We start from the raw sequence: 24,420 nt of genomic DNA, 5'->3' as shown, positions 1-24,420 counted from the left end.
TTAAATCTTCCTCAGCTGTGCACTTAGCAAACTTATCGTCGCGGGATTCTTCCAAAGCACTAAAAATAGTGAGCATGCAGCAACAAATGATATGCTGATTAGTGCTAGAAGTTCATTCTGTAAGCCGTTTGCTACTGGTAGATAAAAAACAGACAATCCCATAGCGATCATTACAAGTAGTGAGTACGTGCAACGCAGTGCATCAAGCTTGAATTTTACTTGGTGGTACATGGTAATCAGCATCGTAACTAGCATGGAGATTGCCCCAGAGATAAGCGCTAAACCAGCCCAGCTAATGTCCAGGTTATATTCACCAGAAATAAAAATTAAACTTAGAATTACAAACGCTCCTGCTGCATAGGGAAGAGTGAGTGATTTTGTCTCTCTCTTTGCATGTGCTGCATTGCTGAGAGTGTTCCCTAGTACTCTACATAGTTCGACCACTGCCCCTACTATCATGAACCCCCATGCGCTGCTATATTCCGCTGAAACTAATAGTTTCATGAGGTATGGAGCTGCAAGAATGGTAAGACCTGCCAGTAAAAGGTAAACGGGTATAAGAGTGTTTAATAAATCGGAAAGCGCTTGTTTAACTCTTTCTTCATTTTTATGTTCGCTAATCAGACGAAAAAAGAATGGATATAGAAACTGCACTGCAAGTGATTCCGCTAGTGCCCATATTTGTCCCGAGAGTTGTAGGCCAATGACAAATAATCCAAGTTGAGACAGGCCCCAAAAGTGTTCAATGACAAAGCGATATCCGCTGAGTTGTACCCACATTAATCCCGCGGCTACTGCCAACGGCAAGCAGTAGGTCAAAAGGACTTTTCTCGTGAGTAACGGGTTACGTATTTTAGGGTGGGGAGAGGCAGGAGCGTGATGCCTAAAAAAAAGATAAGCGCCTATAGCACCTATTAACATGCCGAACGCTTGTCCTGCGAACCAAGAAACTGCAGATTTCCAGAATGTTATAAAAATGATTGAAGTAATCAGGCTAATCGTTGCAGTTGCGACGGTTAAGATAATAGAGGCCGCCCGAAAGCCAAGCATGTTCAGCATCGATATCAGTGTGGCATTCCAGGTGCTGCTACTGATCATGAATAATATTATGATTGCGGTATATGTTGTATCTGTTGGGCTATTTGGAATTATTGTCACAGACAAGAGTGCACCCAAGACTGCACTGAAAAATATATAGTAGTTATATGACTTCAATCGAGATGGTAATGAACCGTCATCCCACCAAGTATGGGTGTGAAGGTTTATATGCTGGCCAATCGGGTTTATGAGAAAGAGGCCACATAGCATTTGAATCGTGATGAGTATTGCGAGTTGTCCATATTTCTCAGGTGAGAGAAATGACGTAGCTGCGCGAATCGATGCTAGTGCGATAAGGGCAGTGGCCAAGCGCCCAATGCTGATCAGCATCAGGTCTCGTTTAAATACCAAGGTCTTTAACTATCGTGTTAGCGACAGTCTCCGCAAAAAAAGCTGATCCAAAAGGATATGCAGCATTACTGTTTAAAAAGGATGCAATTCGTTTTTGGTAACCCATAAATTCTGATTCACTCATGGAACGTAAAAATCCATGCAGCTCTGCCATGTTGCTGAAATCGCGGCGATCGATAAAGCAATCGGACGGAATATATGTACTTACGTTACTTGCTCCCCAATAAACAGGTATGCAGCCTGAAAAAAAACAATCAAATATTTTCTCGGTGATATAACCAGGAAGATCCTTTACATTTTCATAGCAAATGGAAAAACGCGTTTTGGCCAATACATCCTTCTTGGCGGAGACTTTTCCTCGATAACTGGGAAAGTGCTGTAGTTTTAAAAAACGATTTAGAGCCAGCCACAGCCGTCGTTCTATCCGACCGACGAGGCCGCTTTTGGCTGCAGGAATATCCCAGCCAATACCATAAAGATGAAAATCTTCTGGTGCATTTTTTTCAAACCAACGTATAGCTTTAATGCGCTCAGAGTATAGGTCGCGACTATCGGGGGTCATAAGCGCGCGGTTACTTGATATCAAACAGCAAAATTGCGATCTTGCAGCAAAGCCATCTGGCGCATGTACTTGAATTTCGTTTGGGAAATTTATTTTTACAAACGTCTCGTTATCAACAAGGTCGTCATTCCATGTAAAAACTCTTCGGTATTTACTGTAATTTTCAACATTACCATTTTCAGGTTTTATAAATGCAGTTTCGAACAATAGTAAGTATTTTGTTTTTGCGTTGGACTCAGTCTGGACGTCTTGGTGGAGCTCAAACGAGATTTCATTGTCGGCGCTTATGTCTGAGGTGTCTAACTGAACGCCATGGGAGTTTAGAGTTTCTTTAAGGCGTACGTAAGGAGCAAAGCAATTGTCTCTGTTCAGCGGGCTATCAATATGAAAAATACTATTGTTGTACAAGCCAGTACCGCGGAGTCGAGAAAGCTTCATGTATTCACCTGGTCTAATGTAGCCTCTAATTGTTTTATTATTGATTTGGCTTTTTCGTGATCGTTTATCCACCAACGAGAGTCCAGAATCAGTTGCTGCTGTTCTTTTGAAAAGCGAAACCGTATGACTCGCGCTGGAACACCAGCAACTATAGCAAATGCAGGGACGTCCTTGGTTACCACAGCATTTGCTGCGACAACTGCTCCAAAACCAACCTTCACACCTCTCAAGATAACTGCATCTACGCCTATCCAGACGTCACTTTCAATTAGGCATTCATTCGAAGTTAATGTTTCCCAGGGGGAGTCATAAAAGGATGCCGATGTTGAAATTTGATCTAGACGGTGTTCGCCTTGACCTATTGATACGTTATTTGCAATTGAACAATACCGTCCAATTGCACTTTTGGTTATTGAAGTGTTGGAGCCAATGTATGTATAGCTGCCTAGGGTGCTACTAGAGTCAATGCTTACATTTTTTAGAGTTTCAATACCTCTGGCGTTTTTTATTGCGAGCACTGAAACGCTCCTCGAGCGAATTTTACATTCGCCGAGGATGTTTTTTAATATAAGCCGAATTATATTTCTCAAGATTGAAAGCGAGCGCATTATACTTCGATGCTGCACAGTAAATTAAATGCATCTGGGATGGCATAGTGATGGTTGCCAATGAAAAGACCATACTGATCAATGTGTTCAGCGTTTTTCAAGGAGCCATGTACTTCCGAGTCAAAGTATTTTACAACTTCGTTCTTTGCGAAGTTACCAGCCACAATTGGTCGACATTCGAAGCCTAGATCATTCAATTTTGTGACTAGTGTCTTGCGATCCAGCTTGCTCCCTGGACGTATTACAAGACTGAAGCCAAACCAGCTAGACTGGCCGATTTCATGTTGAATGATGATGTCGGGATGCGTACTCATGGCCGCTTGTAGAAGCCCCCCATTTTTACGACGTTCCTCGATCATCTGAGGGAGACGCTTGACCTGCTCTACTCCCAATGCGCCTTCCAGCTCAAGGGGGCGGACATTGTATCCTGGCAAAACAAATCGAAACGACTCTTCGAATGGATCATCGCTCTTTTCGCCACAAACCAGATTTTGTTTAGGCAGATTCCGAGTCCAGCCATGGGCTCTTAACGAAAGCAGGATCTGATAGAGTTCTTCATCATCGGTCACAATTAGACCGCCTTCCATAGTGGATATGTGATGACTGAAGAATGAGCTAAAACTACCCATTACACCAAAGGTTCCCGCTTGTTTCCCTTGGTAAGTTGCTCCCATGGACTCACAGTTATCTTCGATCAAGACAATTTCACGATTGCCAATGATCTGTTGGATCCTTCCGAAGTCATTCGGGTTTCCGAGCAGGTTTACCGCCATGATCGCGCGTGTTTTATCAGTCACTGCTGATTCAAGCTGATCGAGGTCGTAATTCAGGGTATGCAGATCAATGTCTACAAATTTGATCTTCAGACCATACTGATACAGAGGGTAGTAGGTTGTGCTCCATGAAACTGCAGGGACTATGATTTCATCACCCCGTTTGAGCTTCAAGGCAGGGTTTTGCGTGTAGAAAAGTGCTGCGACAATTAGTAGGTTTGCAGATGAGCCGGAATTAACCATTACACAATGCTTGCTTCCAACATATTGTGCAAAATCTTGCTCGAATTTTTTAACCTGTTCTCCCATGGTGAACATGCCTGAAGCAATAACACGCTGCATGGCATCAAGTTCTTCTTTTTCCCAGGAGGATGCAGCCAGCGGGAATTTAATACTCATTGCAAATGCTCCAGATAATAGCTGTAGGTCTTTTTGATGCCTTCTTGCAGATCATGGCGTGGCGCCCAGCCCCATTGCTGTTGGCGCTCTATGCTGACTAGTTTTCTCGCCATTCCGACAGGCTTGCTGGTGTCGTGTTCAAATTTTCCGGTGTAGCCCATCACTTCTGCTACAGCTGCATAATATTCGTTAATTGAGAAATCGTTCCCGAGCCCGATGTTTAGATAGGAGGGGATAGACTTGAAATCTTTTATGGCGTGGACTATGGCGTCGGATAAGTCTCCTCCATACATAAACTCTCGACGAGCTGTGCCATCACCCCAGATTTCAACAGTGTTCTCTGAGTTGGTTTTTGCAACATGTACTTTGTGGATGATTGCGGGTAGCAAGTGCGAGTGAGCTGGATCGAACTTGTCAAAGCGACCGTAAATATTACACGGGATGAGGGTCTTGTACTGGAAGCTAGGGTCTTCGCGCATGATGTACTCGCAAAGGCGAGCAGTAGTAACTTTAGCGAGCGCATACCCCTCATTCGTAGGTTCAAGTTCTCCTTTGAGAACCATTTCCTCCCTGAGGGGGGCGGAATGATTACGAGGATACATGCAGGAGCTGCCAAGATTAATCAGCTGCTTAATCTTGGCTTGGTAGGAGGCCCAGACGATGTTACGCCCCATGTCCAAGTTGTCCAAAAGGAAACTCACGGGGGCTTTGATGTTTGCTTGAATTCCACCAACTTTTCCAGCAGCATGAATGACCATGTCTGGTTTGTGTTGATCTAGATAAGCTTGAATGGCTCCAAAGTCTCGCAGATCCAACTCACTGCTGCTTGGTGCTAGCACTTCGAAGTCGCTGATGCTGGGATGTTCAAGCACATTTCGCCCAACCATCCCGCTGCCACCAGTCAACAGTATCCGCATTTTGCTCATATGATAAAGTGCCGAGTCTGACTATTCGTTATAATTGAAGGTTGCGTAGCCGTGCTGATTGATGAGCTCATCGCGTTCGGCGCTCTTCAGGTCTTCACGAACCATCTCGCTTACCAGTTCGGCAAAAGTGATCTTTGGGGTCCAGCCAAGTTTTGATTGCGCTTTCGATGCATCGCCCAGTAGGGTTTCAACTTCGGTCGGCCTGAAGTAACGTGGGTCTACTGCAACGATGCACTTACCGGCGTCGTCATAGCCTTTTTCTTCTTCGCCCTTGCCCTTCCATGTAATGTTGATGCCAAGCTCTGTGGCGGCGGCGGTAACGAAATCACGGACGCTATATTGCACGCCAGTAGCGATGACAAAGTCCTCAGGTGTTTCCTGCTGGAGCATCAGCCACTGCATCTCTACATAATCTTTTGCATGACCCCAATCTCGCAGTGAGTCCATATTCCCAAGATAGAGGCACTCTTGCAGGCCAAGCTTAATTCTGGCGAGTGCACGAGTAATCTTGCGTGTTACGAAGGTTTCGCCGCGAAGAGGGCTCTCGTGGTTAAACAAGATACCGTTGCACGCATAGATACCATAAGCCTCACGGTAGTTCACGGTGATCCAGTAAGCGTATAGCTTAGCGACCGCGTATGGGCTTCGGGGATAAAACGGAGTTGTTTCTTTCTGTGGGGTTTCTTGCACCAGGCCATACAACTCTGATGTGGAGGCCTGATAGAAACGGGTTTTCTTTTCCAAGCCTAGAATTCGAATGGCTTCCAGAATGCGTAGAGCGCCTAGAGCGTCAGAGTTTGCTGTGTACTCTGGCTCTTCGAATGAAACTGCAACGTGGCTTTGAGCTGCGAGGTTATAGATTTCGTCTGGTTGTACTTTCTGGATAATATGAGTCAGGCTAGAAGAGTCTGTCATATCGCCATGATGCAGGAAGAATGGTAGGCCATTCTCGTGAACATCGTGAAACAGGTGGTCAATTCGAGCGGTGTTGAATAGGGAGCTGCGGCGCTTGATGCCGTGAACTTCGTAACCTTTGCTCAGCAGTAATTCGGCGAGATATGCACCGTCTTGCCCAGTTACACCTGTTATCAGTGCTTTCTTAGTCATTTGCTCTTCCGTAATTGTCTTCAAATCTAACTATGTCGTTTTCGCCCAAGTAACTACCGGATTGTACTTCGATAATTTCGAGTTCTACCATTCCGGGGTTTTTCAGGCGGTGAATTTCCCCAATAGGGATGTAGGTCGACTGGTTCTCTGTCAATATGAAATTTTCATTGCCTCGAGTAACTTCAGCTGTCCCTTTTACAACAATCCAGTGTTCTGCTCGGTGATGGTGTTTTTGTAGCGATAGAGAGGCACCAGGTTTTACGCCGATTCTTTTTACTTGGAAGCGGTCTCCCGCATCAACGCTGTCGTACCACCCCCAGGGGCGTGATACTTTGCGGTGCGAGATTGCCTGAGTACATTTTTCTTGCTCAAGCTGAGAGACGATCTCTTTTACTTGTTCAACGTTATCTCTATGCGTAACCAGTACCGCATCCATTGTGTCAATGATCAGTAGGTTCTCCGTGCCGAGAGCGACAACCGGGCGATGAGGCGCATGGATATATGTGGCTTTGGCGTTGGCAACCGTACCTTGTCCATAGACTCTATTCCCTGCGTCATCAGCCTTGGTCAAGTCAGCCAAAGAGTTCCAGCTGCCGACATCGCTCCACTGGCCGTTAAAAGGAACAACGACAACATTTTCATATTGCTCCATTACGGCGTAATCGATGCTCTGTGAACGACACTTCGAGAAAACGTCAGCTTCAGGTCGGATGAATGAAATGCCTGTGCTGGATTTTTCTGCTACTGAGTTCTCTATAGCTTCTTTGCATGCAGCTAGAATATCAGGTGCATATTGCTCAAGGGCTTGAATCAACGTGCTGGTTTTGCATAGAAATATTCCGGCGTTCCACAGGGTGTTTCCTGCGAGCAGGAGGCTCTGCGCACTGGCCAATTCAGGTTTTTCGATAAATTTTTCAACCTGATATCCCCCTTTAGTCTGAAGAGTACCTTTCTGGATATATCCATATGCGGTAGAGGGATAGGTTGGCACTATACCAAAAGTGACAATGGCGCCCGATTCCGCTGCCGCTACACCGTTTGAGATAGTCGCCGTAAAATTCTCAATATCGGGGATATGGTGATCTGCTGGGCAGAAAAGCAACAGTTCCTGCCCTTTCCTTGCACATTGCAATGCAGCTAAGGCCATGGCAGGGGCGGTATTGCGCGGGCATGGTTCTAGTATGATATCGCCGTTGACCTGCGCTAACTGTAGGTTATCGGACGTCATGAACCGATGCTCTTCAGCGGCAATCAAAAGTGTACGATCCGAGAGTCGAGAGACCCGTTCCAGGGTAAGTTGCAACAGGCTTTTGTTGTCAATCAACGGAACAAATTGCTTTGGAAAACTCTTGCGTGATAGGGGCCAAAGCCGGGAGCCTGACCCACCACAGAGAATAACTGGAGTAATAGAATTAAAGTTCATTGTAATCTACTTTCAAAAATGCTCGGGTGGATGTTGACAATGTTTTTAATTTTATACTGTTCAAGAAGTGCAAGCTCAAAGTATTCTCTGTGGTGTTAATAATCTGTTTTTATCAGGTTATTGCCGATTTGATTTAGGTGAGTGGTTAACTAACACTTTCCCTTGCTACTCTCTACTTTGAAGACTGAGTGCCCCTGCCTAAGCTTGGTGTTTCTAAGCGAAGGGCTGCTTCAGAAGGCTTGCTTCTTTCTGAGCAACATACCACCTTCGGAAATTCTACCTAAAAGCTGTATATAGTAGCGATCTCCGTTCCAATCTTGTAGCTCTTTTCGCTTCATTCGGGGCCGGCATGCTCAGGTGCAGACGCTATGCTCCGGACTCGGCGGGTGAGCGTTCAGGCGAGTCTCCTGAATCCTCGATGTGCCAAGTGTGCAGCGTCATGGATGGGAACATGGATCAGTGAAAAATTAGCTAGAGCATTTATCCTCTACGTCCAGGGAGCGGATCGAGATGCCACACTGCAACGCCCAGGCAATTGAGTTCGCCGAACACCAATACTTGCGTTCCCGTGTGGTTGGTCTATCCGCTTTGCCGGGCAACCCCTACCGGGCAATGCTTTGTGGCAGTGATATATGTGGTGCCTTCGTGCTGGGTGCCAGCAACAGCCCAATGTTGAATCGGGTACACAGCGATGGGACGCGCCATTGCGCTGAACTTGCGACCCTGTTGAGACAATGCGAGGAGTACTCTCCGGTCGTGGCGATGATCACAGCATCCCCAAAGGCTCCTGAGACCCTGGAACTGGCAGGGCAGATTTTGCGCAAACTCAGGGGCTGGAGCCATGTACAAATGGTGGCGTCGATCGAAGATTTTCCCATTAGCTTCATGGCGGAAGAGATAGAACAGGTGACGCCTCCGACTCTTGAGGCCTTTGCCCAATTGCACGCTGAAGGTTTCGCCCAGAGCCGCGAAGCCCGGCAACTCAACCAGGCGGCCTTCGGTGTGTTGTTGGAAGATTCGTGCGCAACCCTTTATCTGCTTCGGGAGCAAGGAGTGGCAGTGGCTGGTGCTGCGCTGTTTGCCGCCAGCAATGGCGTGGCTTACCTTGGGACGGCTTTCACCAGCAAGGCCGCTCGTGGCCGGGGTTATCACCGCTTGCTGATCGCCCACCGCATCCACCAGGCCCGGATCCGGGGTTGCCACAGTGTGGCGGCCACGGCCCTGGTGAATTCCCAGAGCCGGCGCAATCTGGAGCATTGCGGCTTGCGCCTTAGCCACCTGCAAACCCTGTATCGGGCCGTGCCTTAGGGCGGGCTCTATTGCGCCTTCGGTGCCGGGTCGAAGCGGATCGAGTACAGAATCGCCTGCAAGGTGGCGAAGTCCTGGTAGAAGCCCACGCTGTCTGCCACCAGCTGACGCTGGCCGCTGTCCACCAGCGCCATTAGGCAGGTGCCACCATAGGCGTGGAAGCCGGTTTCCCCATCGCTGATACCACAGGTCTGATAGGCCAGCAGGCCTTTCCAGCCGGGGCCGCTTATCTCATTTACCGGGCTCGGCGCATCCCTTCCGGCACTGCGCATCCAGACGCCGTTTTCCTGGTAGAAAAACAGCCCATCGGCGGCTTGCTCCAGGCTGCCCTGCTGCGGACACAGGTTGAGGGTGTATTCCTCGTTGGGGCGCTTCTTCGGGTGGTCCAGGGTGATGCAGTTCTGCTCCTGGTGGAGCACCTTCCAGCCCTTGGGGTACTGCAGGCTGAAACCCTGGCCCTGGAAGCGTGGCGAGTCCTTGGGCAACACTGGCAATCCGTCTTCCTCCCTCAAGGGTTCGTGCAGAGTGGGGTCGTTGCGACAGGCGGACAGCGGGCGGGCCTTGGCATTGTGCAATTGCTGGAGGCGATGAGTCCGTGGATCAGCGCTGGCGCTGACACAGGCGCAACCGTAGCCGTAATGATTGTTGGTACGGACCCATTGCTGGTCGTTGAAGGTGGGCCAGTCACCCTCGGCCTGATAGCCGCCCTGGGTGGCAATTTCCCAGACACCGTCGCGGTCGGTCAGGGTGACGTTGGCCGGGGTCGGGTTCTCGAACCAGCCGCAACGGCGTTCGACGTTGGCCGGCGCGGCGCTCAAGGGCAGGGCGATAAGGGTTAGAAGACTGCAGAGCAGGGCGCGCTGAAGCATGGAGCATCCTTGTTCGGGAGCGGCGGGGAATTTGCAGTAATGATAACGCTACATCAAGACCTGGATCTCCTAACGGTCTATGGCATACACCAACCGGTGCTCGATACAGATACAGGTACAGCTGCTCAATGCGAGTCGGTCCAACGGTTGCTTCGGCTTAATCAACGTGTCGCGATTGCTCTGCCCAGGCCTCGGCCGTCTTCACCTCCACCGGCAGGGCAAAGCAGAAGGTCGCACCGCGCCCGGGTTCGTCCACCAGGCGGATGCTCACCCCGTGCAATTGCAGGATGCGATGGACGATGCGCAGCCCCAGGCCGCCATCGCGACGTGCACCGCCAATATTGAACGGGCGCAGGAACAGCCCCTCGCGCAGTTCCGCTGCGATACCCGGGCCACTGTCGCTGACCCGGACCTGCACCTGTGGCCCTTCAGCCTGCAGGCTGATTTCGATTTCGCCGCCGGCCGGGGTATGGCGCAGGGCGTTGTCGAACAGGTTGGTGAGCACCCGCTCGATCAACCCGAGGTCAGCGCAGACCACCCAGGTGCCCGGCTTGAAGCCTGTTTCGAAGCGCACCTGGCGTGCCTCGGCGGTGAGCTCGAATTTCTGCAACAGGTCTTGCAGCAGGTCGCTGAGGGAGAAGGGTTCGAGAATCGGCTGGACGAAGCCATGTTCCAGGCGCACCAGTTCCAGCAGGGACTGGGCCAGGCCGCCGACCTTGCGGCTCTGGTCCAGGGCGATGCCCAGGTAGCGCCGGCGTTCCTCGGGGCTCAGGCTGGCGTCTTTCAGCGACAGGGTTTCCAGGTAGCCGTGCAGGGACGACAGCGGCGTGCGCAAGTCGTGGGAAATGTTCGCCACCAGTTCGCGGCGCTCCTGGTCCTGGCGAGTCAGGGAGCGCCATTGCTCACTGAGGCGAACCTGCATCTGCTGGAACGTGGCTTCGAGCACGGCGATTTCATCCTGGGTCTTTGTTCGCTCCGGCACGGGCGCGGGCACCCTGGGCACCGCATCGATATCGAATTGCCCGACCCGTTCGGTGAGGGTGCGCAGCGGCCGGGTGATCAGGGCAAAGGCGGTCAAGCCGGCAATCAGGCACAGCAATGCCACCAGGGCGATGGACCACAGCGCGATGTTCAGCGCCGCGCCATTGGCGCCGCGTTCGGCGATGCGGTCGTGCTCCTCGCTGAGCAGCACCACATACAGGTAGCCGGCGCGCCGACCATCGACCATCAGCGGTGCGGCGCTGAACACCTTGCGCCCATCGCTGCTGCGCGGGTCGTCGCCGAGGATCGGCAGCGGGTCGCCGGCGAGCAGGCGACGGATTGGCGCCAGGTCCACCTGTTCGCGGCGCAGGCGCCCGGCGGGAGCGGCATTGCCGACAATCCGCCCTTGGCTGTCCAGCAGGTACAGTTCGACGCTGGGGTTGACCAGCATCAGTTGGCTGAACAGCGCGCGCAGGGCGTTGGGCATCAGGCCGTTGGCATCCATCAACTGGGTGTCCTGGGCGATGTGCCCGGCCAGATCCCGGGACAGGCCCTGCACCACCTCCAGTTCATGCATGCGGTTGGAGCGCACCTGCAGCCAGGCCGAAGTGGAGCAGCACACCAGCAACAGCAGGGCGAACACCAGGGACAGGCGTTGGCTCAAGGTCAGCTTCATGTCGGCTCCTGGGCGGCGAATTTATAGCCGCGGCCCCACACCGTGAGAATCCGCGCGGGTTGCGCCGGGTCGCTTTCGATCTTGGCCCGCAGGCGGTTGATATGAGTGTTGACCGTGTGCTCATAGCCCTCGTGGTTGTAGCCCCACACCGCGTTGAGTAGCTCCATGCGCGAGAACACCTTGCCCGGCTGGCGGGCGAAGAAATACAGCAGGTCGAACTCCCGGGGCGTGAGCTCCAGGCGCTGGCCATTGAGCGTCGCCTCGCGGGTCAGCGGATCGATGAACAGGCCGTCGCAGCTCAAGCTGCCACTGTCCATCTTCAGGTTGCGCGCCAGGGCCTCGACCCGGCGCAGCAGGGCCTTGACCCGGGCTACCAGCTCCAGCATGGAGAAGGGCTTGGCCAGGTAGTCGTCGGCCCCCAGTTCCAGGCCGAGGATGCGGTGCATCTCGCTGGCGCGGGCACTGGTGATAATGATCGGCGTGTAGCGGGTCATGGCCCGGGCCTGGCGGCAGATTTCCAGGCCATCCACACCGGGCAGCATCAGGTCGAGGATCAAGGCGTCCCAGCCGCCCTGCTGCAGCAGGCGCAGGCCTTCATTGCCGTCGGCGCTGTGCACCACCTCCAGCTGCTCATCACGCAGGTGCAGGGCGATCAGGTCGGCGATGTGCTGGTCGTCCTCGACCACCAGCACGCGTTTGGCTTGTTCCATCGACGCTCGGTCCTTGTTGGCAATGGGCGCATTGTGCGGTGTTTCGCCGGAGCCAGTTATCACGAATTGTTTAACTGTGCGTGAGGATTTGGCGATCAGCCCAAGCTTAGGCTCAACCCACTATCAGAGCGGATGATTGTGGGAGGCAGCCATGTTTTCACGGCGACAGTTGTTAGTGGCCAGCGCCGGCCTGGGTGTAGCGGCCCTGGCCCTCAAGGTGCTGCCACGCTTGGGCAGCGATGCCGGCTTGATCGAACCGGCGCTGGCCGATGAGGCTTTCGAGGTCAGTCACAGCGAGGATGAATGGCGCGCGCTGCTCAGCCCGCAGCAGTACCAGGTACTGCGCCAGGAAGGCACCGAACGTGCCTACAGCAGCCCGCTGAACGACGAGCACCGCAGCGGCACCTTTGCCTGCGCCGGTTGTGCCCTGGCGCTGTTTTCCTCGGCCGCCAAGTTCGACAGCCACACCGGCTGGCCGAGTTTCTGGGCCCCGCTGGAACAGGCGGTGGCGCAGCGCAGCGATCGCTCCTTCGGCATGCAGCGCACCGAGGTGCACTGCCGGCGTTGCGGTGGTCACCTGGGGCATGTGTTCGACGACGGCCCGGCGCCTACCGGGCTGCGCTACTGCATGAACGGCGTGGCCATGAGCTTCAGTGCGCAAGCGGCCTGACCCGGGCCTGGAGCCTGTTCTTTTCAATCATTAAGGATGACGTCATGTGGCTACTGCTACTCGCTTATCTCGGTGGTGTGCTGACCATTGTCAGCCCCTGCATTCTGCCGGTATTGCCCTTTGTCTTCGCTCGCACCGGGCAGCCGTTCTTGCGCAGTGGCTTGCCGTTGTTGCTGGGCATGGCCCTGACCTTCGCCGTGGTCGCAACCTTGGCGGCGGTGGGCGGCGGCTGGGTGGTGCAAGCCAATCAGTACGGTCGCTGGCTCGCGTTGCTGTTCGTAGCACTGTTCGCGCTGACGCTGCTCTTGCCGCGCCTGGCCGAACGCCTGACCCGGCCGCTGGTGGCCATGGGCGGCCGGCTGTCGGAGGCTGCCGGCCACGACCCACGGCCGCGGCCCGGCGCTTCGTTGCTGATCGGTATCGCCACCGGCCTGCTCTGGGCTCCCTGCGCCGGGCCTATCCTCGGCTTGCTGCTAACCGGCGCGGCCTTGCAAGGCGCCAATATCGGCAGCAGCCTGCTGTTGCTGGCCTACGCCTTGGGCGCGGCCACGTCGCTGGCCCTGGCACTGCTGCTGGGGGGCCGAGTGTTTGCCGCCATGAAACGCTCCCTTGGTGCCGGTGAATGGCTGCGCAAGGGCCTGGGGGCAATGATGCTGGCCGGTGTCGCGGCCATCGCCATGGGCTGGGACACGGGCATTCTCACCCGGGTTTCCAGCGCTTCCACAGGTGCCCTGGAAACGGCCTTGGTGGGCCACCTGTTACCCCCGGCCGATGGCCAGGGTGGGGCGATGATGGCGCAGAACCCGGCACCGACCGAGCCGCCCGCTGGGGCGATGATGGCGGCCGGCGGGGCCATGAAAATGTCCGCCGGCGCTGCAGCCTTGCCGGTGGAAGGGCAGTTGCCTGCGCTGGCCGGGGCGGTGCAGTGGCTGAACTCGCCGCCGCTGAGCAATGAAGAGCTGAAGGGCAAGGTGGTGCTGGTGGATTTCTGGACCTACTCCTGCATCAACTGCCTGCGCAGCCTGCCCTATGTCAAAGCCTGGGCCGAGAAATACCGTGACCAGGGGCTGGTGGTGATTGGCGTGCATGCGCCGGAATTCGCCTTCGAGCGGGATCTGGGCAATGTCACCAAGGCCGTCAAGGACCTGGGCATCAGCTACCCGGTGGCGGTGGACAACGACTACCGGATCTGGCGCGCCTTCAACAATCAGTACTGGCCGGCGCATTACTTCGCCGATGCCCAGGGGCGCATTCGCTATCACCACTTTGGCGAGGGTGAATATGCCGAGTCGGAGCGGGTGATCCAGCAACTGCTGCGTGAGGCCGGTCAGGCCCAAGTGGCGGGCGGGCTGATCCAGGCCGACGCCTCGGGCGTGCAGCAGGCGGCGGACATGAACCAGGTGCGCTCGCCGGAAACCTATGTCGGCTACCAGCGTTCGGAAAACTTCGTGCCCCAGGCCAGCCTGGCGCCGGATCGGCAGGCGACCTACAGCGTGCCGCAGCCCATGGCGCTGAACGACTGGGGCCTGCGTGGGCAGTGGCAGGTGGGTGCCGAAAGTGCGGTGGCCAAGGCCCCCGGTGCGGCAGTGGTGTATCGCTTCCATGCCCGCGACCTGCACCTGGTGCTGGGGCCGGGGGCGGATGGCAAACCGGTGCGTTTCAAGGTGCTGATCGATGACCAGGCGCCGGGGGCGAACCACGGCGTAGATGTGGCGCCCGATGGCAGCGGGCAGGTTACCGAGCAGCGTTTGTATCAGCTGGTGCGCCAGGTCGGCGAGGTGAGCGATCGCAGTTTCAGCATCGAGTTTCTTGATCCGGGGGTGCAGGCCTATGCCTTTACCTTTGGCTGAACCTGAGTGTCTGGATGGCCCCAAGGGGCCTCGGCCAACCCGCTTTAGCGGCTATAGAGGGCAATGATGATGAAGAAGATTTCGGCGGTGATGCTGGGCCTGATGACACTGGGGCTGGCCGGACAATGCTGGGCCTTTTCCTTCGGTAGCGCCGATGCGGCGGTGGTGATTGCGCCGCCGGTGCTGGATGAAAGCAACTCGGCCCGGAGTGAAACCGCGGTGTTCGCCGGCGGCTGCTTCTGGGGCGTGCAAGGTGTGTTCGAACATGTGAAGGGGGTGCAACGGGCGGTTTCCGGCTATGCCGGAGGCGCGGCGGACACGGCGCAGTACGAGCAGGTCGGCAGCGGTGATACCGGGCATGCCGAATCGGTGCAGGTGACCTTCGACCCGGCCCAGGTGAGTTACGGCGCCTTGTTGCAGATCTTCTTTTCGGTGGCCCACAACCCCACCGAAATCGACCGCCAGGGCCCGGACAGTGGCACTCAGTACCGCTCGGCACTGTTCCCGCAGAGTGCGGAGCAGCAGCGGGTAGCCCAGGCCTACATCACCCAGCTCGACGCTTCCCGGGTGTTCGACAAGCCCATTGCCACCCGTCTGGAAGGCGCCAAGGCGTTCTATCCGGCTGAGGACTACCACCAGGATTTCCTGACCCTGCACCCCACTCATCCCTACATCGTGATCAACGACCTGCCCAAGGTGGCGCATTTGCAGCAGCTGTTTCCCCAGCGCTTCCAGGCGCAGCCGGTGTTGGTGAAGGCTCAGTGACACTGGGGGGGCTGCTCAAGACTTGAGTCAATAGCGCCACTTGTGCACCAGGTCCTCGCTGTAGCGCTGGGCAATCAGCGCTTCGGCGCCGTCATCGTCGTCATGCACTTCCGCCAGGCAGAACAGCATCAGCGCATCCAGGTAGTGCTCGGGGCTGTCGAAGAAGCGCGTCAGCGCCGTGCCGGTGTCGTGGTCGAAGTAATAGACCACACCGGTTTGTCGTTCGAAGCAGAACATATTGCCGTTGCCCAGGTAGTCGCCGAAGGCGATCAGGCGCTCGGCCAGGGGCAGGTCAAGGTCGTTGCCGGAGATATCGACGATGCCCGGGTAGGCCTCCAGCAGCGGCTGTATGGCAATGTTGCCGGGGGTGACGCTGCACAGGGTTTCCGCCAGGGACAGCACCCCCAGTTGCCGGTGATAGTCGCGCAGCGAGGGCGGAAGCGGGCAGCCCAGGCGCTGCTCCAGGGCCAGCAAGTCGGCTTCGCTGGCCGGGGTCAGCTGTGGTTCGTGGACATGCCCTTCCCAGAGTGCGCCGTAGGCGCCTATCGCTGCCCGGTACCAGTTCAGGCGCGCGGCCTGGTCGGGCAGCTCGGGCCAGGCCAGGGGTGGGCAGCCGACGGGTGGCCAGGGTTCGGCATTGGGTTGTTCGCTCATGGGCGTCCTTGCGTTAGGTGGGGTCGAGGGACGGGCTTTATCCAACGCCTGAACGCATTGGTCAAGTGTGCTGAGCTGTGTGGACATTGTTGCCGCGGCCATGGGCATCTAGCCTGTGGTTTCCACTGTGAATGCACCTGGAGGACCTCGGCATGACCTTGAAACTGGGAGCCATCGACGCCTGGGCGCAGCCGGCCAATGGCCGCGCGCGGGCACTGTTGCCGGAAGTCGCGCGGCTGTTCGAGAAGTCTGGCTCGGCCCATCTGCTGGACCAGCCCCTGAGCATCGAGCAGACCGTGGCGCTGATGGATCAGGCCGGAGTGGAGAAACTCATGCTCAGCGCCTGGTGCCGCCCCGAGGGCTGGGTGTTCAGCAACGATGAAGTGGCGGCCTATACCCGGGCCTTTCCCGAGCGCTTCGTTGGTGTGGCCACGGTGGACCTGAGCCGGCCGATGGCCGCAGTCGCCGAGCTGGAGCGGGCGATCAACGAGCTGGGGTTCAAGGCCCTGCGCATCGTGCCCTGGTTATGGAAGCTGGCGCCCAATCACCGCCTCTACTACCCGCTGTATGTGAAGTGCATCGAGCTGGGCATTCCCTTCTGTACCCAGGTGGGCCATACCGGGCCGCTGATGCCCTCGGAAACCGGGCGGCCGGTGCCTTACCTGGACGAGGTGGCCCTGGACTTCCCCGAGCTGGTGATAGTCGGCGGGCATATCGGCCACCCCTGGACCGACGAGATGATCGGCCTGGCCTGGAAGCACGACAATATCCATATCGACACCTCGGCCTACCTGCCGGCCTATTACCCGCCGCAGTTGCTGCACTTCATCCGCACCTACGGCCAGGACAAGGTGCTGTTCGGCAGCAACTTCCCGCAGTTGTCGTGGAAAAAATGCCTGGAACAGGTCCAGGCGCTGGAACTTGCGCCGGCGATTGCGGACAAATTCCTGCAAGGCAATGCTCGTCGGGTATTCGCTCTTTAGGCCCTGTGCTGGTGTTGCCCATGGCGAGCCAGCCCAGGCCAAGGTGCCGTGGCTGGCGGTGATTTGCGCCACTGCCGCGGTTTTTTTAGCCGGAGGTTTCTTGTTATCGTGGCCTCCCTTTTTTCACGGACGAATAGCGAGACAGCCCATGGCCAACTCCCCCCCCTCACGCCTCGGCAAGATACTCCAGGGCCTGCTGTTCGCCCTGGTGGGTGTCGGCCTGCTGGTGATTGCCAGCCAGCTGACCCTGGACCGCCGCGAATTCCTCGCCACTGCCCAGCGGGCCGACGGTATCGTCAGCGACCTCAACGCGGGCGGTTCGCACCCCGAGATCGCCTTCACCACCGGCAGCGGGGAAAAGATTTCCTATCCCCAGGGCGGTTTTATCTTCGGTTATCAGAAGGATCAGCCGGTGCGGGTGTACTACCTGCCCGAGCGGCCGGCCAACAGCGCCATCATCGACGACCCCGCGGCACTCTGGGCCACGCCCGGGGTGCTGGGCCTGATCGGCCTGGTATTCGCCATCGCCGGCCTGATCGGCGTTGTCAGCCAGCGCAGTCGCCGCACGCCACAGCCATTAAAAGGACTTTGAACCCATGAGTTACAACATCCCCATCCCGGTCAATGAGAGCCGCTGGCAGTACCAGACCGCCAGCGGTGGCGGTATGACCGTGGCCCTGGTAGCGGGCAGCGGCGGCTCGATCATCCTGCGTTCGCCCCAAGGGCAGGATGTCAGCTACCGCTATGGCGGCCTTGGCGTGGGCGTAGGGTTCGGCGCGCGCCTGCCGCGCTTTGGCAAGGTCAATTTCCAGATCAAGGGCAAGAGTGTTGCCGCTGCCGGTGCCGCAGAAGCCTTCCCCAGTACCGGCAAGGTGTTTGTCAGCGATGCCCTGGTCAATCGTGACCTGAGCAGCGACGACATCACCGGCCCCTGCATGTACACCGAAGTGGCCGCCGGGCTGGTGGTGGGCGGCTCGGCCACGGCCCTGCTGTTCGGCCTGGACCCCAAGCTGCTGGCGCTGGCGGTGGCTTTGAACTCCAACCCGGCGACGTCGCTGATTGCATCTTCCACGGTCAATCAGAAGCTGGTGCAGTCGGCCAAGGGCGCGGTGGTGATGGCCGGGATGAATGCCGGTGTGCAGGCCGGTGGCGGCGTCGGCATCTTTATGGGCTACCTGTTCTAGTAGCCCACGCTGGTGTGCCTGGATTCACCGGCGCGCCAGGCAATCCTGAAGGATATCCAAGCCTTCCTCGAACACCTCGGGCTCCGTGGTCAGGGGCGCCAGCAGGCGAATGATGTGCCGCGACTTGCCGCTGGGCATCAGCAGCAGGCCGGCGTCCCGGGCACTGGCCAGCAGGTTGCTCAACAGCTCTGGCGCGGGTTCGCCGTGTTGGTTCAGCAGCTCGATCCCACGCATCGCGCCCACGCCACTCAAGCGTCCCAGGCAGGGGTAGCGGCCGCTGCTTTTCCAGCGCTGGTAACGCTCGACAATCGCCCGTTCCTGGCGCTCGCCCCAGGCTTGCAGGTGCTGGTCGGTCATCTCTTCCAGGGTCGCCAGGGCGGCGGCACAGGCAATCGGATTGCCGGAATAGGTACCGCCCAGGCCGCCCTTGGGCAATGCGTCCAGCAGTTCTTTGCGACCCACTACGGCCCCCAGTGGCAGGCCGCCGCCAATGCTCTTGCCCAACAGAATCAGGTCTGGCTCGATGCCCAGGCGGGAGAAGGCGAAGCGCTGCCCGGTGCGGCCAAAACCGGATTGGATCTCGTCGGCGATCAACAAGATTCCGTGCTCGTCGCAGAAGCGCCGCATGGCCTGGGCGAACGACCGGTCCAGGGCCAGGAAGCCGGCTTCGCCCTGCACCGGCTCGACAATGAAGCAGGCCACTTCAGCGACATCGATCTCCACGCTGAACAGCCGTTGCATGGCTTTCAGCGCTTCCTCGCAACTGACGCCGTTGTCGGCGCTGGGGTAGGGCAGGTGATACACCGGGCCCGGCAGCACACCGACTTTCTGCTTGTAGGGCGCGACCTTGCCATTGAGGTTGAGGGTGGCCAGGGTACGCCCGTGAAAGCCGCCGTCGAAGGCGATGACCGCCGTGCGCCCAGTGGCGCCGCGGGCTATTTTCAGGGCATTTTCCGCCGCTTCGGCGCCGCTGTTGGTGAGCATGCCGCTGACTGGATAGCTCACCGGGATAAAGGCCGCCAGGCGTTGCATGAATTCGATATAGGGCTCGTGGGGGGCGGCGTTGAAGGCGTAGTGGGTGAGTTGGCCGGCCTGGCGCTGGATGGCGGCGACGATGCGCGGATGGCAGTGGCCGAGGTTGAGTACGCCGATGCCGCCGACAAAGTCGATGTAGCGCTTGCCCTGGCTGTCCCACACCTCGGCATTGTGGCCATGGCTGAGGCGGATCGGGTGCACGGTGGAAATCGATTGGCTGATGTGTTCGTGGCTCATGGGGGCGGGCTCTGGGTGCCGGAAACAAGCGCCTATCTAAGCCAGCCCCAGCGCCCCTGGACAAACGAAATAAAGTCGCCGGTTCAGTATGAAAATTCCCGATGTGCCGGCAGGGCAGCCTCAGTGCGGCTGCGTCTTGCGGCGGTTGCGCCAATGGCGGAGCAGCGCGGCGCCTATCACCAGTGCCAGCACGCCGAGGAAGATCGGCAGGCGATAGGGCTTCAGGTCCCCGAGGAGGTGTTGCAAGGCTTCGCCGGCCCAGTACCCGGCACCGATAAACAGGCTGGCCCAGACCGCGGCACCCAGCACATTGAGCAGGGCGAAGCGCCAGGGCGCCAGGCCGCTGGCACCGATCACCATGGGGCCGACCAGGCGCATGCCGTAGAGAAAGCGCACGGCGAAGACTGAGGTCGATGGATAGCGCTGGATCAGCCCCTGGACCCGTTCGATGGCTGCCTGATGGCGCTTGAGCCTGGGCAGTAGGCGGGCGCCGCAATAGCGTCCGGTCCAGAACAGCAACTGATCGCCAAGAATGCCTCCGAGGGTGGCCCAGCCCACCACCTGTGGCCAGTGCAGGGCGCCCTGGTGCGCGGCCATGCCGCCGAGGATCAGCACGGTTTCACCTTCCAGCAGGCAACCGACAAAGATCACCCAATAGCCGTAGGTGGCGATCAGGGTGTTGAGGTCGAGGTGTTCGAGCATGGGGTGGGGCCTTATGAGCGGGCGCGAAAACAGTCCGTGCCGCAATGATGCTACAAAGGGCTCTGATTCCATGGGGGGGCACAAGTGCCCAAGTTTTTGTGCGGAGGTGGAACCATGCAGCGAGCCAAGGTTATCAGGACCCAGCGTAGACAATGGATAGCTTTGCCGGACTCGGCGGCATTGCCCGGCAGGGTGAATGAAGTGGAGGTACTGATAGTGGGGCAGACGCGGGTCCTCGTTCCCGTAGGCCATAGTTGGGACAGCTGGTTTGATGAAGACCCCGCGAGTGAGGACTTCATGAGCGAGCGGGATCAGCCAGCATCAGGATCGGCCAGGGCTGACTTTGATGAGAGATAGTGTCCTTCAACCTTGGCACCAGTCTGGGCCTGCTGCCGTATCTTGAATTGTTGCGGTCAGGTTTTGAGCACCTTCAATGTGCCACTGGCCAGCAGCTGTTTGACGGCTTGTGGATCAATGGCCTGGCAGATCACGGCAGATACCTTGGCAGGCTGGGCCCCAACACCCACGCCCAGAACAGCCCCGCGCCATACAGCCCCAGCCCGAACACCGAATGGGCAATCAGGCTGCGCAGCCGTGCCACATTGGGCTTGGGCATTTTGCTGGCGGCAATGCCTGCACCCATGCCCGGCTGCATCAGGAAAAACGGTGCGCCAACCGTCAGCACGCCAATGAACAGCGCCGGTGCCAGGGTGGGCTGCTGCGCCCATTGCAGGCCCTGGATCAGCAGCAACAAGGCGGCAAAGATGACCCCGGTCAGGTAATGGGCCAGCCATCCCAGTGAGCGCTCTGCGGGAATCGCGGCGGCCTGGGCGATGCTCTGGTGCACGAACTGGCCACGGGGAAAATGCCCGATCCAACGTCCGACCATGGCCCAGTTTGGGCCAGGGATTTTCAATACCCGTGTCAGAAACAGCGTCCAAAGATCGAGGATCAGCGTCGCGCCAATACCGATCAGCAGTGCCCACAGAATCAACGCCATCAACTCATGCATAAAGACTCCTTGAAACTCGCGCCCCTGTGGTTCAGTCTCGCGGTTTCTCATTTCAAGTTTCATTCAATTTAATGATTGAATGATCAATAAAGCAGCAGGAACTGTCAATGAGCGATTCGCCTTCCCTGCACCAGCCCCTGGCCGACATGGCCGAGTTGGCGCGCATCCTCGGCCATCAGCATCGGCTGCTCCTGCTGGAGCACATCGCTCGCGGCGAGCAACCGGTGGAGCGACTGGTGGAAGCGTCGGGGCTATCGGTGGCCAACACCTCCCAGCATTTGCAGCAGTTGCGTCGGGGCGGTTTCGTCCAGACCCGGCGTGAGGGCAAGCGTGTGCTCTATAGCCTGAGCCAGGGTCCTCTGGCTGCGGTGCTTGGTGCCTTGCGCCAGTACGTGGCCTACAACCATGGGCAGATCCGCGAGCTGCTCAGCGACAGCCTGCAGCAGCCGGCGCAACTGGAGGGCATTTCCCGGGAGGAACTGCGCCAGCGCCTGGTGGAGGGCGGCATGACTCTGCTGGATGTGCGCCCGCCCGAGGAGTTCGCCCTGGGTCATTTGCCGGGGGCGATCAATATCCCGCTGGAGGACCTGGAGCAGCGCCTGGCCGAATTGCCCGCCGACCAGGAACTGGTGGCCTACTGCCGTGGCCCGTATTGCGTGCTGTCACAGGACGCGGCGGCCCTGTTGCGTGCCAGGGGGTTCAGGGTGCGGCGCCTGGATGAGGGTTTCAGTGACTGGCAGGCGGCTGGGCTGGGGGTGGAAGGCCAGGGGTGAAGGTGTCGCAGAGCCTGGCATACAGGACATTGCCTACAGGGCCATGATCCATATCAAAGGGCCATTAGGATAAATCCGATACAAGGGAATCAGGCTCGGACTCACAAGGTATCGAGCCCCGAGCCTGTTCCGTGAAGGCTCGAGATAACCAATAAAAACCTTTGTGGATATCGGCCGAGGGGACCACCCCAGGCGGATTTTAAAGGAATAACCTGATGGCTTTTTCTCTGTCGCGCCTGTGCCTGCTGGGCGCTGCGCTGCTCTGCCTACACTCAGTTCATGCGGTTGAGCCGACCCCGGCAACCGCCACTCCCGACCCCGACCTGCTCCAGCGTGGCCAGTACGTGGCCCAATTGGGCGACTGCATTGCCTGCCACACCACCAAGGGCGGGGCCACCATGGCCGGTGGCCTGGAGCTGAAGACGCCCATGGGCACCATCTACTCCAGCAATATCACTCCGGACCGAGACACCGGCATCGGTCGCTACAGCTTCGAAGAATTCGACCGCGCCATGCGCGAAGGCGTGACCCCCAACGGCAGCCATCTGTACCCGGCCATGCCGTATCCGTCCTACGCCAAGATGACCGAAGAGGACATGCGCGCCCTCTACGCCTACTTGATGCACGGTGTGCAAGCGGTGGCCCAGAACAACCTGGAAGCCGAGATGGGTTTCCCCTTCAACCAGCGCTGGGGCCTGTGGTTCTGGAACCTGGTGTTTGTCGACAAGCAGCCCTTCAAGGCCGATCCGGCCAAGGATGACCAACTCAATCGCGGTGCCTACCTGGTGCAGGGCCTGGGCCACTGCGGTTCCTGCCACACGCCGCGGGGCATCGCCTTCCAGGAAAAGGCCATGAGCGACACCGAATCCGGTGGCCAGCACTACCTGGCCGGCGAGACGGTGGAAGAATGGCGGGCCCTGAGCCTGCGCAACCTGTGGACCGTGGAAGACACGGTGCAGTTGCTCAAGACCGGGCAAAACCGCTTCGCCACGGTCTCCGGCAGCATGGCCGACGTGATCCACCACAGTACCCAGCACTTCACCGATGCCGACCTGACCGCCATTGCGGCTTACCTCAAGTCGTTGCCGGCCGGCAAGGACGACCTGCCGATGCCCGCGGTGGCCCTGACCCCGGCGGCACCGCCGAGCAACCTGTTCAGCTCCCGCGGCGGCCTGGGCTATGCGCAGTTCTGCTCCGACTGCCACCGTCAGGACGGCGCCGGTGTGCCGCAGATGTTCCCGTCCCTGGCGGGCAACCCCAGTGTGGCGTCGAGCAACCCGACCTCGCTGCTGCACATCACCCTGACCGGCTGGAAGACCGCGCAGACCGCGGCCCATCCACGGGTCTACACCATGCCCGGGTTTGCCCAGCTGGCGGATGGCGAGATCGCCGAGATCTTGAGTTTCGTGCGCAGCAGTTGGGGCAACAACGGCTCGGCGATCAGCGCTGAACAAGTGAAGAAGATGCGCGCGCAACTGAGCCCAGAGGTGGAAAACACCCTGTTCGAAACCCCGCGCATGGCCAACCTACTGGCGGCGCCGAATGCCGAGCAACTGGTGCGCGGCATGCGCCTGCACCTGGAAACCAAGGCCCTGCTGCCGGACAACGTCGGCAACTCGCTGAACTGCACCAGTTGCCATCTCAATGCCGGCACCGTGGCCGACGGTTCGCCTTTTGTCGGGGTCTCGGCCTTCTTCCCCGGCTATGCGCCGCGGGCGGGCAAGACCATCACCCTGGAAGAACGCATCAACGGCTGCTTCCGCCGCTCCATGCATGGCAAGCCGCTGCCGGTGAATGGTGCCGATATGCAGGCCATGGTCGCCTACTTCGAGTGGATGAAAATGAACACCCGCCCCGAAGACAAGGTGGCCGGGCGCGGCGTGGGCAAGATCGACCCGACCCTCAAGCCCGATGCCGAGAACGGCAAGTTGGTATACGCCAAGCAATGCGCGGTGTGCCACGGGGCTGACGGCGAGGGCCTGCAGCGTGCCGACGGCAGCCAGATCTTCCCGCCGCTATGGGGCGACCAGTCGTTCAATATCGGCGCCGGCATGGCCCGTACCAACACTGCCGCGGCTTTCGTCAAACGCAATATGCCGATCGGCTTCCATGAGAAATTCCCCCTGGGCCAGGGCGGCCTGTCGGACCAGGAAGCCCTGGATGTGGCCGAGTACTTCTCTCACCAGCCACGGCCGGACTTCCCGGACAAGGTCAAGGACTGGCCGAACGGCGGACGCCCGGCGGACGCGCGTTACTGATAGTTGGCTGGTTGTGGTCGGCTCCACCGGGGCTGATCTGCAGGCCGGTATGTGGAGGGCCCGAGAGG

At 57.9% G+C, this 24,420-nt stretch carries 24 protein-coding genes; 10 read left to right on the top strand and 14 right to left on the bottom strand.

The window, feature by feature from the left end; all coding sequences use genetic code 11:
• The 7 genes from J4P02_RS26100 to J4P02_RS26070 form a co-directional block, all read right to left on the bottom strand.
• Positions 1 to 1,428 (bottom strand): lipopolysaccharide biosynthesis protein, encoded by a 1,428-nt coding sequence (locus tag J4P02_RS26100; protein WP_426195771.1) that lies wholly within the window; start codon positions 1,426 to 1,428, stop codon positions 1 to 3.
• Positions 1,429 to 1,438: 10 nt separating this feature from the next.
• Positions 1,439 to 2,449, bottom strand: coding sequence for a glycosyltransferase family 10 domain-containing protein (locus J4P02_RS26095; RefSeq protein ID WP_426195769.1), 1,011 nt, complete (start codon positions 2,447 to 2,449; stop codon positions 1,439 to 1,441).
• Positions 2,446 to 2,967, bottom strand: coding sequence for a CatB-related O-acetyltransferase (locus tag J4P02_RS26090; RefSeq protein WP_426195767.1), 522 nt, complete (start codon positions 2,965 to 2,967; stop codon positions 2,446 to 2,448). The genes J4P02_RS26095 and J4P02_RS26090 overlap by 4 nt, the downstream gene beginning before the upstream one ends.
• Before the next feature lie 89 nt (positions 2,968 to 3,056).
• Positions 3,057 to 4,229 (bottom strand): DegT/DnrJ/EryC1/StrS family aminotransferase, encoded by a 1,173-nt coding sequence (locus tag J4P02_RS26085; RefSeq protein WP_426195765.1) that lies wholly within the window; start codon positions 4,227 to 4,229, stop codon positions 3,057 to 3,059.
• Complete coding sequence (locus J4P02_RS26080) at positions 4,226 to 5,146, bottom strand: GDP-L-fucose synthase family protein (protein WP_426195763.1); 921 nt, start codon at positions 5,144 to 5,146, stop codon at positions 4,226 to 4,228. The genes J4P02_RS26085 and J4P02_RS26080 overlap by 4 nt, the downstream gene beginning before the upstream one ends.
• Positions 5,147 to 5,176: 30 nt before the next feature.
• Positions 5,177 to 6,262 carry a GDP-mannose 4,6-dehydratase gene (gmd, locus tag J4P02_RS26075; RefSeq protein ID WP_426195760.1) on the bottom strand — a complete coding sequence of 362 codons (1,086 nt, stop codon included), beginning with the start codon at positions 6,260 to 6,262 and terminating at the stop codon, positions 5,177 to 5,179.
• Entirely contained in the window at positions 6,255 to 7,685 is a 1,431-nt protein-coding gene (locus J4P02_RS26070; RefSeq protein ID WP_426195758.1) for a mannose-1-phosphate guanylyltransferase/mannose-6-phosphate isomerase, read from the bottom strand. Before J4P02_RS26070 ends, gmd begins: the two co-directional genes overlap by 8 nt.
• A 510-nt stretch (positions 7,686 to 8,195) precedes the next feature.
• Between J4P02_RS26070 and J4P02_RS26065 the strand changes: the two genes are divergently transcribed.
• Complete coding sequence (locus J4P02_RS26065; RefSeq protein WP_426195756.1) at positions 8,196 to 8,993, top strand: GNAT family N-acetyltransferase; 798 nt, start codon at positions 8,196 to 8,198, stop codon at positions 8,991 to 8,993.
• 8 nt (positions 8,994 to 9,001) lie between these two features.
• On the opposite strand, the gene J4P02_RS26060 is transcribed toward J4P02_RS26065, so the two are convergent.
• From J4P02_RS26060 to J4P02_RS26050, 3 genes are all read right to left on the bottom strand, one after another.
• Positions 9,002 to 9,862 carry a DUF4087 domain-containing protein gene (locus tag J4P02_RS26060; RefSeq protein ID WP_426195754.1) on the bottom strand — a complete coding sequence of 287 codons (861 nt, stop codon included), beginning with the start codon at positions 9,860 to 9,862 and terminating at the stop codon, positions 9,002 to 9,004.
• 157 nt (positions 9,863 to 10,019) lie between these two features.
• Positions 10,020 to 11,519 (bottom strand): ATP-binding protein, encoded by a 1,500-nt coding sequence (locus J4P02_RS26055; protein ID WP_426195752.1) that lies wholly within the window; start codon positions 11,517 to 11,519, stop codon positions 10,020 to 10,022.
• Positions 11,516 to 12,229 (bottom strand): response regulator transcription factor, encoded by a 714-nt coding sequence (locus tag J4P02_RS26050; RefSeq protein WP_426195750.1) that lies wholly within the window; start codon positions 12,227 to 12,229, stop codon positions 11,516 to 11,518. The genes J4P02_RS26055 and J4P02_RS26050 overlap by 4 nt, the downstream gene beginning before the upstream one ends.
• A gap of 151 nt (positions 12,230 to 12,380) precedes the next feature.
• Between J4P02_RS26050 and msrB the strand changes: the two genes are divergently transcribed.
• From msrB to msrA, 3 genes are all read left to right on the top strand, one after another.
• Complete coding sequence (gene msrB / locus J4P02_RS26045) at positions 12,381 to 12,899, top strand: peptide-methionine (R)-S-oxide reductase MsrB (RefSeq protein ID WP_426195748.1); 519 nt, start codon at positions 12,381 to 12,383, stop codon at positions 12,897 to 12,899.
• Between the two features lie 44 nt (positions 12,900 to 12,943).
• Positions 12,944 to 14,749 carry a cytochrome c biogenesis protein DipZ gene (locus tag J4P02_RS26040; RefSeq protein WP_426195746.1) on the top strand — a complete coding sequence of 602 codons (1,806 nt, stop codon included), beginning with the start codon at positions 12,944 to 12,946 and terminating at the stop codon, positions 14,747 to 14,749.
• A 66-nt stretch (positions 14,750 to 14,815) separates the two neighbouring features.
• A complete protein-coding gene (gene msrA, locus J4P02_RS26035) occupies positions 14,816 to 15,514 on the top strand; it encodes a peptide-methionine (S)-S-oxide reductase MsrA (RefSeq protein ID WP_426195743.1) in 699 nt (232 codons plus the stop codon).
• Positions 15,515 to 15,541: 27 nt separating this feature from the next.
• Here the strand turns inward: msrA and J4P02_RS26030 are convergent, their stop codons facing one another.
• Positions 15,542 to 16,168, bottom strand: a complete 627-nt coding sequence (locus tag J4P02_RS26030; RefSeq protein WP_426195741.1) for an SMI1/KNR4 family protein — start codon at positions 16,166 to 16,168, stop codon at positions 15,542 to 15,544.
• Between the two features lie 152 nt (positions 16,169 to 16,320).
• Between J4P02_RS26030 and J4P02_RS26025 the strand changes: the two genes are divergently transcribed.
• The 3 genes from J4P02_RS26025 to J4P02_RS26015 all read left to right on the top strand — a co-directional run bounded on the left by J4P02_RS26025 (position 16,321) and on the right by J4P02_RS26015 (position 18,335).
• Complete coding sequence (locus tag J4P02_RS26025) at positions 16,321 to 17,151, top strand: amidohydrolase family protein (RefSeq protein ID WP_426195739.1); 831 nt, start codon at positions 16,321 to 16,323, stop codon at positions 17,149 to 17,151.
• 148 nt (positions 17,152 to 17,299) lie between these two features.
• Positions 17,300 to 17,743 carry a DUF3592 domain-containing protein gene (locus J4P02_RS26020; RefSeq protein ID WP_426195737.1) on the top strand — a complete coding sequence of 148 codons (444 nt, stop codon included), beginning with the start codon at positions 17,300 to 17,302 and terminating at the stop codon, positions 17,741 to 17,743.
• Positions 17,744 to 17,747: 4 nt separating this feature from the next.
• The gene (locus J4P02_RS26015) at positions 17,748 to 18,335 is read left to right on the top strand and encodes a hypothetical protein (RefSeq protein WP_426195735.1); all 588 of its coding nucleotides are present in this window, start codon (positions 17,748 to 17,750) and stop codon (positions 18,333 to 18,335) included.
• A 24-nt stretch (positions 18,336 to 18,359) separates the two neighbouring features.
• Here the strand turns inward: J4P02_RS26015 and J4P02_RS26010 are convergent, their stop codons facing one another.
• Together J4P02_RS26010 and J4P02_RS26005 are read right to left on the bottom strand one after the other, a co-directional pair.
• Entirely contained in the window at positions 18,360 to 19,607 is a 1,248-nt protein-coding gene (locus J4P02_RS26010) for a 2-aminoadipate transaminase (RefSeq protein ID WP_426195733.1), read from the bottom strand.
• Positions 19,608 to 19,727: 120 nt separating this feature from the next.
• A complete protein-coding gene (locus J4P02_RS26005) occupies positions 19,728 to 20,309 on the bottom strand; it encodes a DedA family protein (protein ID WP_426195731.1) in 582 nt (193 codons plus the stop codon).
• 114 nt (positions 20,310 to 20,423) lie between these two features.
• Between J4P02_RS26005 and vapB the strand changes: the two genes are divergently transcribed.
• Positions 20,424 to 20,666 carry a type II toxin-antitoxin system VapB family antitoxin gene (vapB, locus tag J4P02_RS26000; RefSeq protein ID WP_426195729.1) on the top strand — a complete coding sequence of 81 codons (243 nt, stop codon included), beginning with the start codon at positions 20,424 to 20,426 and terminating at the stop codon, positions 20,664 to 20,666.
• Positions 20,667 to 20,796: 130 nt separating this feature from the next.
• On the opposite strand, the gene J4P02_RS25995 is transcribed toward vapB, so the two are convergent.
• A complete protein-coding gene (locus J4P02_RS25995; protein WP_426195727.1) occupies positions 20,797 to 21,321 on the bottom strand; it encodes a DUF2938 domain-containing protein in 525 nt (174 codons plus the stop codon).
• A 107-nt stretch (positions 21,322 to 21,428) separates the two neighbouring features.
• Between J4P02_RS25995 and J4P02_RS25990 the strand changes: the two genes are divergently transcribed.
• Complete coding sequence (locus J4P02_RS25990) at positions 21,429 to 22,094, top strand: ArsR/SmtB family transcription factor (protein ID WP_426195725.1); 666 nt, start codon at positions 21,429 to 21,431, stop codon at positions 22,092 to 22,094.
• 215 nt (positions 22,095 to 22,309) lie between these two features.
• The gene (locus J4P02_RS25985) at positions 22,310 to 24,352 is read left to right on the top strand and encodes a c-type cytochrome (RefSeq protein ID WP_426195723.1); all 2,043 of its coding nucleotides are present in this window, start codon (positions 22,310 to 22,312) and stop codon (positions 24,350 to 24,352) included.
• The last annotated feature ends 68 nt before the right edge of the window (positions 24,353 to 24,420 follow it).

The sequence above is a fragment of the Pseudomonas sp. NFXW11 genome, assembly GCF_049887815.1.
GTDB lineage: Bacteria > Pseudomonadota > Gammaproteobacteria > Pseudomonadales > Pseudomonadaceae > Aquipseudomonas.
This window is presented reverse-complemented; position numbering and strand designations above follow the sequence as displayed.